At 59.8% G+C, this 13,701-nt stretch carries 11 protein-coding genes and 1 tRNA gene; 5 read left to right on the top strand and 7 right to left on the bottom strand.

The features are described from left to right. Window positions 1-76: 76 nt before the first annotated feature. The 3 genes from BMZ35_RS09325 to putA are packed head-to-tail and all read right to left on the bottom strand — an operon-like array spanning window position 77 to window position 4,651. Window positions 77-445 (bottom strand): GFA family protein, encoded by a 369-nt coding sequence (locus BMZ35_RS09325; protein WP_093093251.1) that lies wholly within the window; start codon window positions 443-445, stop codon window positions 77-79. After that, window positions 445-1,191, bottom strand: a complete 747-nt coding sequence (locus tag BMZ35_RS09320) for a rhomboid family intramembrane serine protease (RefSeq protein WP_093093249.1) — start codon at window positions 1,189-1,191, stop codon at window positions 445-447. The genes BMZ35_RS09325 and BMZ35_RS09320 overlap by 1 nt, the downstream gene beginning before the upstream one ends. Window positions 1,192-1,222: 31 nt before the next feature. Further along, entirely contained in the window at window positions 1,223-4,651 is a 3,429-nt protein-coding gene (gene putA / locus BMZ35_RS09315) for a bifunctional proline dehydrogenase/L-glutamate gamma-semialdehyde dehydrogenase PutA (protein ID WP_093093359.1), read from the bottom strand. 105 nt (window positions 4,652-4,756) lie between these two features. Between putA and BMZ35_RS09310 the strand changes: the two genes are divergently transcribed. From BMZ35_RS09310 to BMZ35_RS09300, 3 genes are all read left to right on the top strand, one after another. Beyond that, window positions 4,757-5,230, top strand: coding sequence for an Lrp/AsnC family transcriptional regulator (locus BMZ35_RS09310; RefSeq protein WP_165610035.1), 474 nt, complete (start codon window positions 4,757-4,759; stop codon window positions 5,228-5,230). Between the two features lie 37 nt (window positions 5,231-5,267). Continuing rightward, window positions 5,268-5,822, top strand: a complete 555-nt coding sequence (locus BMZ35_RS09305) for a tetratricopeptide repeat protein (protein WP_093093357.1) — start codon at window positions 5,268-5,270, stop codon at window positions 5,820-5,822. Between the two features lie 76 nt (window positions 5,823-5,898). Continuing rightward, window positions 5,899-5,986 (top strand) — tRNA-Leu (locus BMZ35_RS09300). A gap of 401 nt (window positions 5,987-6,387) precedes the next feature. On the opposite strand, the gene BMZ35_RS20755 is transcribed toward BMZ35_RS09300, so the two are convergent. From BMZ35_RS20755 to BMZ35_RS09285, 4 genes are all read right to left on the bottom strand, one after another. Then, on the bottom strand, window positions 6,388-7,335 hold the full coding sequence (locus tag BMZ35_RS20755) for a hypothetical protein (protein WP_131814348.1): 948 nt from the start codon (window positions 7,333-7,335) through the stop codon (window positions 6,388-6,390). A gap of 275 nt (window positions 7,336-7,610) precedes the next feature. Then, complete coding sequence (metG, locus tag BMZ35_RS09295; protein WP_093093245.1) at window positions 7,611-9,338, bottom strand: methionine--tRNA ligase; 1,728 nt, start codon at window positions 9,336-9,338, stop codon at window positions 7,611-7,613. A gap of 78 nt (window positions 9,339-9,416) precedes the next feature. Further along, the gene (locus BMZ35_RS09290) at window positions 9,417-10,688 is read right to left on the bottom strand and encodes an MFS transporter (protein ID WP_093093243.1); all 1,272 of its coding nucleotides are present in this window, start codon (window positions 10,686-10,688) and stop codon (window positions 9,417-9,419) included. An 84-nt stretch (window positions 10,689-10,772) separates the two neighbouring features. Further along, window positions 10,773-11,393, bottom strand: a complete 621-nt coding sequence (locus BMZ35_RS09285; RefSeq protein ID WP_165610034.1) for an ImuA family protein — start codon at window positions 11,391-11,393, stop codon at window positions 10,773-10,775. Between the two features lie 100 nt (window positions 11,394-11,493). Here BMZ35_RS09285 and speB point away from each other — a divergent pair, with 100 nt between their 5' ends. After that, window positions 11,494-12,453 carry an agmatinase gene (speB, locus tag BMZ35_RS09280; protein WP_093093353.1) on the top strand — a complete coding sequence of 320 codons (960 nt, stop codon included), beginning with the start codon at window positions 11,494-11,496 and terminating at the stop codon, window positions 12,451-12,453. Window positions 12,454-12,594: 141 nt separating this feature from the next. Next, window positions 12,595-13,638 (top strand): aldo/keto reductase, encoded by a 1,044-nt coding sequence (locus BMZ35_RS09275; RefSeq protein WP_093093241.1) that lies wholly within the window; start codon window positions 12,595-12,597, stop codon window positions 13,636-13,638. Window positions 13,639-13,701 lie beyond the last annotated feature (63 nt).

Here is a 13,701-nt window from a genome sequence, read left to right as displayed (position 1 = left end):
AGGCAGGGGGCGCTGCCCCCGTCACAAGCCGGGCTTGTGACGCCCCCGGGGTATTTCTGGAAAAAGAAAGATTGGATCAGTCGGTCTGATCGCTGGGATGGTTCACGCCATCCACCCACGGTATGTCGCCGAGATCACGCGGATTGATCCCTTCCAGCGCGCCGAGGTTGACCCCGTATTCATTCGGATTCGAGCGGCGCTGGTGGTGGGTGTAAATCCCGCAGGTCTTGCAAAAATAGTGTTTCGCGGTTCCGGTGTTGAACTGATAAAGCGTCAGGTTCTCCGCCCCTTTCAGAATCTCGATCCCATCCAGCGGCGCAGACACGGCTGCCGCCCCCCGACGGCGACAGAAGGAGCAATCACAGCGACGCGCAGTTTCCAGCCCATCGCTCAGCGTCACCCGCAGTTCCACGGCGCCACAATGGCAAGTCAGTTTATGGCTCATCAGCGGCGTCTCCGGACGATTGGAATGGAACTTTGCGAGAGCCGGTACTTGGCTTCGGGATGCGGCGGCTTGCCCTCGTTGACCGCCCAGAAACGCGGTCCGCCCCGGCGCAGCCACAGTGGCAGCGCAAGAATCGCTCCGGCCACGAACCCACCTGCATGCGCCCAATAAGCCACGCCGCCGCCCGCCATGTCAGCCGCCGCGCCGCCAAAGATCTGGAAGGTGAACCAGAGGCCCAGCATGAGCCAGGCCGGAACCGTGAAAATCTTGAAAAAGATGATGATGATGAAAAGGATGTCGACGCGCGCCTTTGGGAACATCAACAGGTATCCGCCCATCACCCCTGCAATTGCGCCCGACGCACCGACCATGGGAATGTTGCTAAAGGGGGCGGCGACGATCTGTCCGGCGCTCGCGGCCAGCCCCGACAGCAGGTAGAAGACGAGGAAACCGACATGGCCCATCTCGTCTTCCAAGTTGTCGCCAAAGATCCACAGGAACAGCATGTTGCCCGCAAGATGCATGAAACCGCCATGCAGGAACATCGAGGTGATCAGCGTATGCAGGCTGTAGCCATGCGTCACTTCACCGGGGATCAGCGCCCATTTTTGGAAGAAAAGTGCGAGACGCAGGTCATCCCCCATCAGGTGCCAGTAACTCAGGAAGATCGCGATATTGAGGATCATCAGGGCGTAGACGACATAGGGCGTCCGCCCTGACGGGTTGTGGTCACGAATTGGAAACATGCGCTGACCCTGAGGCCAAACGGGTGGGGCGTCAAGCCGCCCCGCCCAGAAGCGCGGCGTTCCCGCCTGCCGCCGTTGTATCAACGCAAACATGCCGTTCGCCACGCACCCGCGCCATGTCTGGCATGCCGGTGACCAGCGGCACGATCGGGCCATCACGCCGTGCCAGCGCCCGATCATAGATCCGCGCCATATCCGCCTCTCCCCACCAAATCACCGAAGAGATGCCGACCAGCGTTTCAAGCGTGCCCGGCTGCACCGGTCCCGTGGCGGCGACGGCGCGTCCGCCAAGCGCGCGCACGGCGCTGGCCTGTGCCTCGGCCGCCTCGCGTCCCGGTCCAAGGCACAACACCGGGGGGCGGGCAAAGGTGGACAGCCGGTTCGACTCTCCGGTTGGTCCGGGCAGTGTGGTGGTCGTTTCGGGGGCGCCGGGATCGGCCAGCGCGATCTTTTGCACCAGCACGTCTGTTGGCATCGGCCCGTCCCAACCATCGTTCACCCTGCGCCGCTCCACGCTGGCGAAACGGCTCAGGTAAAACGGGCCACCCGCCTTGGGACCGGTCCCGGAAAGCCCTTCACCGCCAAAGGGCTGGCTCCCCACGATGGCACCGATCTGGTTCCGGTTCACATAGATGTTGCCCGCATGCATGCGGTCAGACACATGCTGTACCCGATCGTCGATCCGGGTCTGCAACCCGAAAGTCAGCCCATAACCCGTGGCATTGATCGCCTCGATCACCTGATCCAGCTCATCGGATTTGAAAGTGGCGACATGCAGGACAGGACCAAAAATCTCGCGTTCAAGATCGGCAATCCCGCCAACCTTGATCAGGGTCGGGGCAATGAACGTGCCGGTTTGTGGCGTCGGAAGCTGGAATAAAACCCGCCCCTCAACCTGCGCCTGCGCGATGTGATCAGCGATGCCCCGACGCGCGGTGTCGTCGATCACCGGGCCGCTATCGGTGGAAAGCGCCCAGGGATCACCAAGCGTTAACTCTTTCATGGCACCCTTGAGCATGGTCAAAAGCCCGTCGGCAATGTCTTCTTGCACGTACAAGCAACGCAGGGCCGAGCAGCGCTGGCCGGCGGATTGGAACGCGCTTTCGATGATCGCGGTAACGGCCTGTTCAGGCAAGGCGGTCGAATCCACGATCATCGCGTTCAGTCCGCCGGTCTCGGCAATAAGCGGCGCGCCGGGGGCAAGATGGTCGGCCATGGTGGCGCGGATGCGTTGCGCGGTCGCTGTCGAGCCGGTGAAGGCAACACCGTTCACGCGCGGATCGGAGGTCAGCGCGGCACCAACCGTCGCGCCAGCACCGGGCAGGAACTGCAGCGCCGTGCGCGCAACACCCGCTTCATGCAACAGCTCGACCGCGCGATAGGCGATGAGCGGGGTCTGATCCGCAGGCTTGGCGAGTACAGCATTTCCGGCAGCCAGCGCGGCGGCCACCTGTCCAGAGAAGATGGCCAGCGGAAAGTTCCACGGGCTGATGCAAGTGAACACGCCCGCGGGTGGGGTTTCGGGAGCATTGGCGCCGTAGTAGCGCAGGAAATCGACCGCCTCGCGCAACTCCGCCACTGCGTCGAAGGGCGTCTTGCCCGCCTCGCGCGCAAGCAGGGCGAAAAGTTCTCCAAAATGCACCTCATACAGGTCCGCAGCGCGGTTCAGGATCTCTCCGCGTGCTTGCGGGCTTTCATTCCAGGGCGTCGCCGCGGCCAGAGCAGTCTCGATATCCGCCGCACTTGCCGTGGCAACACTGCCCGGCGAGTCTGATGGCAGATAGGGATTGTCGACCGCGTCGGCGGCTTCTGGCTTGGCATCTCCCGCAATGAGAGGCGTAGCATGCCATACAGCACTCCGGAACGGCGCGCGGGCGTTTTCCAGCGTTTCCAGCGTCGGTGTGTCGGACAGATCGAACCCGGTTGAGTTCACACGCTCGGGTTCAAAAAGCGCAGGTCCGCGCGCGATTGTCGGGGCGGGGTCGTCAAGCTGTTCAAAAGGATCGCGGGCGACGTCCTCCGCGGGCACGTCCTCATCGACGATCTGGTTCACGAAGGAGCTGTTGGCGCCGTTTTCAAGCAACCGCCGCACAAGATATGCCAAGAGGTCGCGGTGTGCTCCAACCGGTGCATAGATCCGGCAGCGTGTGTCCTGCGCCTTCAGAACGATATCATGCAATGCTTCGCCCATGCCGTGCAGGCGTTGGAACTCAAACGAAGAATTGTCGTCGGCCATGTCCAGAATGGCCGCTACCGTATGCGCGTTATGGGTGGCAAACTGCGGATAGACGCGGTCTGTCATGCGCAAAAGCTTGCGGGCGTTGGCGATATAGCTGACATCGGTGGCCGCTTTTTGGGTAAACACCGGGAATCCATCGATCCCCATCACCTGGGCGCGCTTGATCTCGGTATCCCAATAGGCGCCCTTGACCAGTCGCACCATGATGCGCCGGTCCAGCCGCACTGCCAGTTCGTAAAGATAATCCAGTGTGGCGCCCGCGCGTTTACCATAGGCCTGAACCACGATCCCGAACCCGTCCCAGCCCGCCAGTGCGGGTTCGCCAAGGACCGCTTCGATCACATCCATTGAAATCGACAGACGGTCGGCCTCTTCCGCGTCAATATTGAGCCCCATGCCGGCCGATTTCGCCAACAACGCCAGCGAGCGCAGACGCGGCACCAGCTCGTCCATCACCCGTGCGCGCTGGGCGACCTCGTAACGAGGGTGCAAGGCCGACAACTTGACCGAGATGCCGGGGTTCTGGCGGATGTCCTCGTGGGTGCAGGCCGCCGCAATCGCTGTGATCGCGCGGCTATAGGCAAGGTGATACCGCATCGCGTCAGCGTCGGTCTTGGCCGCTTCGCCGAGCATGTCATAGGAATAGGTGTAGCCCTTTTTCTCCATGTTGGCCGCGCGGTCCATGGCCGAGGTGATGCTTTCGCCCAATACGAACTGCCGCCCCATCTCCTTCATTGCCCGCCCAACGGCCGTGCGGATGACCGGTTCGCCCAGACGTTTGACCGCCCCGCGCAGAGTGCCGATCAATCCGGGTTCGCGATCCTCCAATACCTTGCCCGTCAACATCAGCGCCCAGGTCGAGGCATTGACCAACGAGGAAGTTGACGCCCCAAGGTGACGTCCCCAGTCGGACGGAGCGATCTTGTCTTCGATCAGCGCATCAATGGTCTCCGCGTCGGGCACCCGCAACAAAGCCTCGGCCAGACACATCAATGCGATGCCTTCGTCGGTCGACAGGCCATATTCGGCAAGGAAAACCTCCATCAGCCCCGGATTAGTCGCCTCGCGAATGGCACGCACCAGGTCCGTGGCCTGATCAGCAATGCGCGCGCGATCCTCTGGGCTCAGCCCGGCCTCGGCAACCAGTTGTTGCAAGAGAGCGGCTTCATCGTGGTAGGTATCAGTGTCAATCCGGCGGCGGGCTTGCGTGGGTTGGGGCATGGCACACTCCATTGGTTTTCCCTAGTATACGGAGATGAAGTCAGGCAGATTGCCTGAAGAGAGCTGAATGACAGGGCATTTCGTCTGAAATGATGGGAGTAGACAGTGCAAAACGACAAGGTGGCGCTGGACCGGTTCGACCGGGCGATTCTGGAAATCCTGGCTTCGGACGGGCGCATTTCAATCACGGATCTTGCGCAGGCGATTGGGTTGTCCAAAAGCCCGACACAGGCGCGATTGCGACGTCTTGAAAAAGAAGGCGTGATCACCGGCTACCGGGCGCTGCTCGATCCGGTGCGATTGGGGCTGGACCATGTCGCCTTTGTCGAGGTCAAGCTGACCGACACCCGCGAAGCCGCTCTGCGCGCCTTCAACGCCGCAGTGGCCAAGGTGCCCGAGATCGAACAGGCACACATGATTGCAAGCCATTTCGACTATCTTCTGAAAGTCCGCACCTCCAACATGGCCGCCTATCGCGCCATTTTGGGCGAGGCGATCTCGGCCTTGCCGCATGTGGCGAGCACCTCGACCTACGTAGCGATGGAAGCCGTGAAGGATACCGGCCTCGCAGAGATGTGACTTGGTGCTTTTGCGCGTCGCATGGCAGGCTTGTGCCATGAAACGCGTGGTATTGTCGATATTCATGTGCCTGCCGGGTTTTGCCCTTGCCTGTCCGGACGGTCCGGATCATTCACAGGCGCTGAATGCGCTGATCGAAAAAGTGCAGGCCGCTCCGAACGAAGGCGCGGCGCAGCAACACCTCAATGACATGTGGGCCTATTGGGCTGATGCGCCGGACGACACGGCCCAGGAAATTCTCGACCGGGGCATGCGAAAACGTGCCGCGTGGGATTTGCTCGGAGCGCAGGAGGATTTCGACACGCTCGTGACCTACTGCCCGGACTATGCCGAAGGCTACAACCAACGCGCCTTTGTCAATTTCCTGCGGCAGGATTTTGAGGCGGCGCTGCCGGATCTGGACCGTGCACTGGAACTGTCACCGCGCCACATTGGGGCCCTCTCTGGGCGGGCGCTTTCGCTGATCGGATTGGGCCGTGATGCCGAGGCGCAAGACGCCTTGGCTGAGGCACTTGAACTGAACCCGTGGCTCCCTGAACGTGTCCTGTTACAGGCTCCGGAAAATAGACACAAATCCGGTCAGGATTTGTAGGGTTTCGCCGCTTTACACCCGTCTTATTACCGCTATTGTCGCGCAACCGATTTTTCGGGATCGGCCGGTTGTGAGTGCCCGCGTGGTGGAATGGTAGACACAGGAGACTTAAAATCTCCAGGCCCGAAGGGGTCGTGCCGGTTCGAGTCCGGCCGCGGGTACCAATGAGTTGGGGGGCATGGGCGCACATTAGAGCGGTGCGGTGCCGCAGATGGTGCTGTTCTAGAGCGTTCGGAATTTCAGCCATCCCTGTATTATTGTAACCCAGGTTTGCGACGTTCAGCACTGTTTGAGAGTGGCGGCGATGTGCGCTTTGTTGGAGCGGTTTCTCCTCGTCGCCTTTCTGCGGAGTTGCAGAAAAGCCCAAACACGAAGCGCGGACATTTCAGAGAAGCACTTTCGTTTTTCGGCGGGGGTACTTGGTGAAGACTTGAAGACGCCTATTTTGATAATCCCATTAATGTAAATGATTGTCGTGGCGCAGTTTGGTATGGAAATGCATGAGGCCATCTGAAATAGGAAACACGAACAACAAGCAAGACAGAAGAGTTTTCTCCTGAATTTATCACCTTTCAAATACGGCTATTCCCTGTGGTAAACTTTGAACTTCTTCCACGAATCTCCTATTTTCAGAAAAATGGCGACCTCGGACGATCTCAGGTGGTAGAGAGTAGGGTTTGTAAGGCCATATACGGTCGACCACATTATGCATTAACCAACGCCACCGTGGTAGCCTAAATAACGTAAGACCCCGTCGAACTACTCGAGTCAACAAGCTGGGGTGTGAAAGTTTCGTTTGTCGGGATAAAAAGCGCTTTCGATGATCGTGATCAAGAGAACTAAGGGATTTCAGCCCCAAACCGTTCAAAAATCTCTCGCGGCTTTGCGTCAATTTCATGGCGGTTTGAGAAAATGCCCGGTTTTCTCGAGAGCCTCGAACAATCTTTTCTTGCAGCTGTTCAATTTGTTCAGCGCTGGGCGACAATCCAATCTCATTTAAGAATTGAAGGTCGTTAACCTTTTTCGTTGGAACAACGACAACCTTTGGGAAAGCATTCGCATAGTCAGAAATAATTTGGCGATAATTCATATCATCGACACCAAATATCTCGTCAATTTGATAGCGGGCCGTGAGGCGCGCCCGGTCGTAATCTTTGTGCGACAAAAAGTAATCTTCTGGCGGCACAATGTGACCGGAGTGCCATTTTTGCTGGAAACAGCTGCGCATAAATGAGCCCGGTTCGCGGATGGTGATCAGAATGGTTGTATCACGCGGGAAGGCTTCGCGATTCATCGCCAAGCGTTCCTTCCAAATCGCGGGGTTCCATCCTATGAGGCTTTCCAATGATATGAGCGTTCTTTCGTTGCGGTGATCTTTGAAGTATTTGTTCAGTAAGGGAATTTGAGCCCTGTCACCTCGTCGGAATAGTCCGAGGCTATCTTTGATTTCCAAAGGATTGTATTCATCTATCAATCCAAATTCGACCAAATTTGAAAAAACATGGCGTTGCAAGCTGGTGGTTCCGCATTTTCCAAAGCCGATATGTAATATTAACAATTCTAATCTTGCTCCGCTGACGGTGAAGAAAAACCGTGTGCCATGAGGATTCTAGGTGCATGACCTCTCGCTATTGCTGACGATGATTCACCATTTCTGTCGCTTCCGCAAGCGGAGGCGACTCGGCATCCATGGCGCGAACGTCGGTTGCAGGATCATTGACGGTAACAACCTTGCCGGACGCTCCTGCTGTATCCGATCCCGGCGCGACATAAATGAACCACATTCACCTAATGGGCAACCGTCACCCCCCCAACACCAGCAAACCGCTCCTGCCACTCCTCGCGCTCGTCATCGCTGATCTTGCGGAAGGTCACATCAGGTACGGTAAAGGCGTGACCGGGGGCGAGGGTTTCAAGCGCCGCCGGGACGTCATCCGGCCACGTCCAATCGTCGCTTTGCATTGCGCCCATCAGGGTCTCGCTTGCATCTGGAATGAACGGCGATGACAGCACGGCATAAAGCCGGATCAGGTTCAACGCGAGGCGTATCTGCGCTGCGGCCTGCTCCGGGTCTTCCTTGAAGGTCGACCACGGCGCGGCGGTTTGCAGATATTCATTGCCCGCCACCCAGATCGCGCGGAGCTCCTGTGCCGATTTGCGCACCTCCATGGCGGCCATGTGGCCTTCATAGGCGCGGATGCGGGTGGTGAGTTCCTCGATCAGGGCCGTTTCGGTTTCGCCCAAAGTTCCGCCAGCCGGGACTTCCTCGCCGAATTTCGAGCGGCAGAACTTGGTCACGCGGCTGACGAAGTTGCCGAGAACATCCGCGAGGTCCTTGTTTACGCCCGCCTGGAAGTTGTCCCAGGTGAACTCGCTGTCCGACGTTTCCGGCACGTTCGACAAGAGCCACCAGCGCCAGTAGTCGGCGGGCAGGATTTCCAGTGCCTGATCCATGAACACGCCACGCCCGCGCGAGGTCGAGAACTGGCCGCCGTCATAGTTCAGGTAGTTGAACGACTTGATGTAATCGACCAGCTTCCATGGCTCGTCCGAGCCAAGGATCGTCGCAGGGAACGAAAGGGTATGGAACGGTACGTTATCCTTGCCCATGAACTGGGTATAGGTCACGTCTTCGGCGCCCTTGTCAGTGCGCCACCAGCTTTCCCAATCACTGCCTTTGCCCGCGTCGACCCACTCCTGCGAACAGGCGATGTATTCGATAGGTGCATCGAACCAGACATAAAAGACCTTGCCCTCCATGCCGGGCCAGTCTTCGTCGCCGCGTTTGACCGGGATGCCCCAGTCCAGATCACGGGTGATGCCGCGATCCTGCAGCCCGTCACCGTCGTTTAACCATTTGTTGGCAATGGACGTGGTAAGAACGGGCCAATCGGTTTTGCTGTCGATCCACGCTTGCAGCTTTTCCCGCATCTCCGACTGGCGCAGGTATAGATGCTTGGTTTCGCGCTCTTCCAGATCGGTTGACCCGGAGATCGTTGAATAGGGATTGATCAGGTCGGTGGGATCAAGCTGTTTCGTGCAGTTGTCACACTGGTCGCCGCGCGCGGATTCAAAACCGCAATTGGGGCAGGTGCCCTCGATGTACCGGTCGGGAAGGAAGCGCCCGTCCGCATGCGAATACATCTGGGTTTCCGACACTTCTCGGATCAGACCCTGATCGGCCAGACGCCCGGCAAAGTGCTGGGTCAGCTTGTGGTTTTCAGGGCTGGAGGAGCGCCCGAAATGATCAAAGCTCAGCCGGAAACCCTCGGCGATTTTTGACTGGATCGCGTGCATCTCGGCACAGTATTCCGCGACCGGCTGACCTGCTTTGGCCGCAGCCAGTTCCGCCGGGGTGCCGTGTTCATCGGTGGCACACAGGAACAGCACTTCGTTGCCGCGCGCACGCTGATAGCGGGCAAAAAGATCGGCCGGCAGCTGGCTGCCGACGAGGTTGCCCAAATGCTTGATGCCATTGATATACGGAATGGCCGAAGTGATCAGGTGGCGCGCCATGTCTTTTCCCTCGATGTGTTGTTGCGCTCCATCTAGACCAAAGCGGCGCGCAGTGCCAGAGGGTCGAGCGCCGCTCGCTCAGCCGGAGGGTTTGCCATCGTCGCGGCTGTGTTCTTCCTCAACCCGCGTCGGTTCTTCCCGCTGCCGCCGCATCAATCGTCCGATGATGAAAGAGGTGCGTGGCGCATAGACATAACGTGTGCGGTGTCCGACCGTGGGACGGGCACGCATCCGGCTCAGGCCGAACACGATCAGGACGGCGTGTCCGGCGGCGATCATCACGAAGAGGGCCGCAGGGCCAAAGCGTTGAATCAGCCCTGAGGCAAAGAGCGGCGCTGCAATCGCGCCAATCGCGTAAAAAAACATCAGCGCCGCCGACAGCTCGATGCGCTCTTCAGACGTGGCAAAGTCGTTGGCGTGCGCGGCGGCCACGGAATAGATCGGGAATGCGGTCAGGCCGAAGATCACGGCGTTGCCCATGACCAGTGCGGTGCTGCCGCCGCCTATGGAAATCGTTGCAAAACAAGACAATACCGCCGCCGCCGACAACCAGATCAGCACCCAGCGGCGATCATACTTGTCCGCGAGCCACCCCACGGGATACTGCGCCAATGCGCCGCCCAGAACAAAGGCCGCAAGGAACCAGGCGATCTGGTCCGTCTGCAATCCAACCTCCTTGCCATAGACCGGACCGACCATGCGGAAACTGGCCGAGCTCAGCGCGGCCACCACCACCCCGGCCGCAGCCAGAGGCGAGCGGGCCACCGCCAGCATCGGGCGCAAGCGGGGCGCATGCGGAGTTTCCGGCTGTTCCGATTTGGTCAGGGTGAGCGGCAGGATCGCGGCGCAGCACAGGATCGCCAGGATGTTGTAGGACAGGTACATGGCGGGTTCCAGAACGCTGATTACCAGCTGTGCGGCGAGGGAAGCTCCCATGTCCACGACGCGATAGGTCCCCATCGCCCGACCACGGGTCTCGTTTGTGACCTTGGATTGCAGCCATGCCTCCACCACGGTGTAGCACCCGGCGACGCACAACCCCGAGGCAACGCGCATGATGGCCCATGCCGTGGGATCAATGATGATGAAATGCGCCATCAGGCCAATCGCGCCTGCTGCGGTGAAGGCAGCAAAGGCGCGGGAATGTCCCACACTGCCGATCAGGCGGGGGGCCCACCAGCAGCCAATGAAAAAGCCAAGGAAATGCGCAGACCCCAAGAGACCAATCTGTGAAGTGGTGAAGCCCAGTGCGATGCCCGAAAGGGCATCAAGCGGTCCCACCCCGCCCGTGCTCAATTGGAGAAAGATCACGGAGAGGAACAGGGCGGAAAAGGAAATCATCATGCGCATAAGTCCCTAGCATCGCGGGCAGGCTCGGCGTGGCAAGCGGTTATTCGACGTTCGGGCGTCGTTTTTGGTCCACGCGCTGTTTGCTCAGGCGCTTAGGCTCTCGTGCAGTTCGGTTGGGCTCAGCCGCGGTTTGTCCGGTAAACCACTGAGGAGCCAGGACTGGCGCGGGGAAGTGCGCGCCCGCAGACGGGTCAGACGCCAGCCCTCGGCGCCCGCAGTATGGGCGGGCGTCATATGCCAGCGGCTTTCGATCCCCTGCGCGCCGCCCTCACCGGGTGTCAGGATCAGCCCGAGCGGAGCCTGCCCGCTCTCTCGCGTCCCGGTTTCGGCAGCCAGGTGCAGACGGCGTACCGGGGTCAGGGCGGGCAGGCCGGGCAGGTCGGCCACCACCAGCGGCACCTGCCCGGCACGCAACGTTTCTTCCATGCACCACAGCACATCCTCGGGGCGGCGGGGGGTGATGAAAATCACCCGCCCGGGATGCACGAACCGCGCCATGCCATCCGCATTAAGCGGCGAAGCGCCCCATTCCGGGGCGATCCAGAACACCGGCCCGGGGCGTTGTGATGCCATCCATAACGCAAAGCTGTAGCGCGCCGGACCACAGGCTTCATGCAGTCGTGCCAACGCCAATGCCACCCCCGGCGCGGGGTTGAGAATGGGGCGGGAGCGTTCGGGCGCGCGTTTGAGCAGATGAGTCGCCATGACTTCAGAATAGCAAGTTCCCACTTTGTTCTCAATCCGGCAGGGCTTTACCCAACGCGGAAATTCCGCCACCGTCGACCCCGAAACAAAGGAGCGCATCATGGGAACGCACGCTTATGAAGGCGGCAGGCTCAACCTGCCATTTGTGGGAATATCGACTTTTGGCAAGCGTCCGTATGTCGAGGACTGGGCCACGCTGGATGCCGATGTCGCGATCATGGGAGCGCCATTCGATTTCGGCACTCAATGGCGCAGCGGCGCCCGCTTCGGTCCCCGCGCCGTGCGCGAAGCCTCAACCCTGTTCAGCTTTGGTCATGCCGGCGCCTATGACCACGAGGACGATGCCACCTACCTTCCGGCCTCCGTGCGGATGGTGGATATCGGCGATGCGGACATCGTGCACACGGATACCGAAAGAAGCCACGCGAATATCGAACAGGGGGTCCGCGCCATTCTTCAGGCCGGAGCACTGCCCGTTGTGATTGGCGGGGACCACTCCGTCAACATTCCCTGCATCAACGCGTTTGACGGGCAGGGTGACATCCACATCCTGCAAATCGACGCGCATCTCGATTTTGTGGATGAACGTCACGGTGTACGCCACGGCCACGGCAACCCGATGCGGCGGGCTGCGGAGAAGGACTATGTCACCGGATTGACGCAGGTCGGAATCCGCAATGTTAGTTCCACCGCCCGCGAGGGGTACGAAGATGCCCGCAACATGGGCAGCGACATCCTCAGTGTCCGGCAGGCCCGCGCCCTTGGTCCCAAAGGCGTCATTGCACACATCCCCGAGGGTGTGCGGGTTTATGTGACCATCGACATCGACGCGTTCTGCCCGTCGATCGCTCCGGGAACCGGCACGCCGAGCCATGGCGGGTTTCTCTACTATGACGTACTCGAGATGCTGCAACAGCTGGCGCAACGGCACGAGGTGGTCGGGATCGATCTCGTCGAAGTGGCCCCGGATTACGATCCGACCGGTTCCACCTCGATCCTCGCGGCACAGGTGCTTCTCAACTTCCTGGGGTTCATCTTCCACGCCCGTGCCCAGACCTGATCCGTTCGCTTTTCCTTTTGCCAGAAATATCCTGGGGGAGTCGCCCCGCAGGGGCGGCGGGGGCAACGCCCCCAACCCGCTTGCACTTGGCGACCCAATCCCTAGGCTGTCGGAAACGCACAGATATCAGGATGACCTGCCATGAAAATGAATCCTCTTGGCCGCACCGGGATGACCGTGTCCGAACTCTGCCTTGGCACGATGACCTTCGGAACTCAGACCGACGAGGCCGAGGCACACGCCCAGATTGACATGGCCTTGGCGGCGGGGATCAATTTCGTGGACACGGCGGAAATGTACCCGGTCAACCCGGTCAGCGCGGAAACGCAAGGGCGCAGTGAAGTGATCATTGGCAACTGGTTCGCGCGCACCGGGCGGCGGGCTGACGTTATCTTGGCGACCAAGCATTCGGGGCAGGGATTGGCACATGTGCGCAATGGCGCCCCGATCACCTCGAAGACCATCCCGGAAGCGATTGACGGGTCGCTGAAACGGCTTCAGACGGACTATATCGATCTCTATCAGTTCCACTGGCCCAACCGCGGATCCTACATGTTTCGTCAGAATTGGCGCTATGATCCCTCGAAACAGGATCATGCGGATACGATGTCCCACATGGAGGATGCGCTTGGGGCTCTGCAGCGCGAAGTGGATCGCGGACGTATTCGCGCGTTCGGTCTGTCCAATGAAAGCGCTTGGGGAACGTCGCAATGGGTGCGTATTGCCGAGGCCAACGGTTTGCCCCGCGTGGCATCGGTGCAGAACGAGTATTCGCTGTTGTGCCGCTTGTACGATACGGATATGGCGGAGATGAGCGTCAACGAAGACGTTGGGTTGTTGGCGTTTTCGCCGCTCGCGGCCGGTCTGCTTACCGGCAAATACCAGCATGGCGCCGTCCCGGAAGGGTCCCGCAAGTCCCTGGTTGAAAACCTCGGCGGACGGATCACCCCGCGTGTATTCGATGCAATTGATGCCTATCTTGCCATCGCGCAACACCACGGCATTGATCCGGTGCACATGGCTCTGGCCTTCACACTGCATCGTCCCTTCCTGAGCAGTTCGATTTTTGGGGCAACGCATCTCGACCAGCTCGAACATGTTCTGGCGCTTGATGGTTTGCGATTGAGTGACGAGGTGTTGTTGGAGATTGACGACGCGCACAAATCTCATCCGATGCCTTACTAGCGGTGATGTCACGAATTGGGTATTTGAGACCATTGAGAAGCAGGAGTGGACTTGCTTTTGCGA

This window comes from Shimia aestuarii (assembly GCF_900114635.1).
GTDB classification, from domain to species: domain Bacteria; phylum Pseudomonadota; class Alphaproteobacteria; order Rhodobacterales; family Rhodobacteraceae; genus Shimia; species Shimia aestuarii.
Note: the sequence above shows the minus strand (reverse complement) of the source record. Positions and strands in the feature narration are given on the sequence as shown.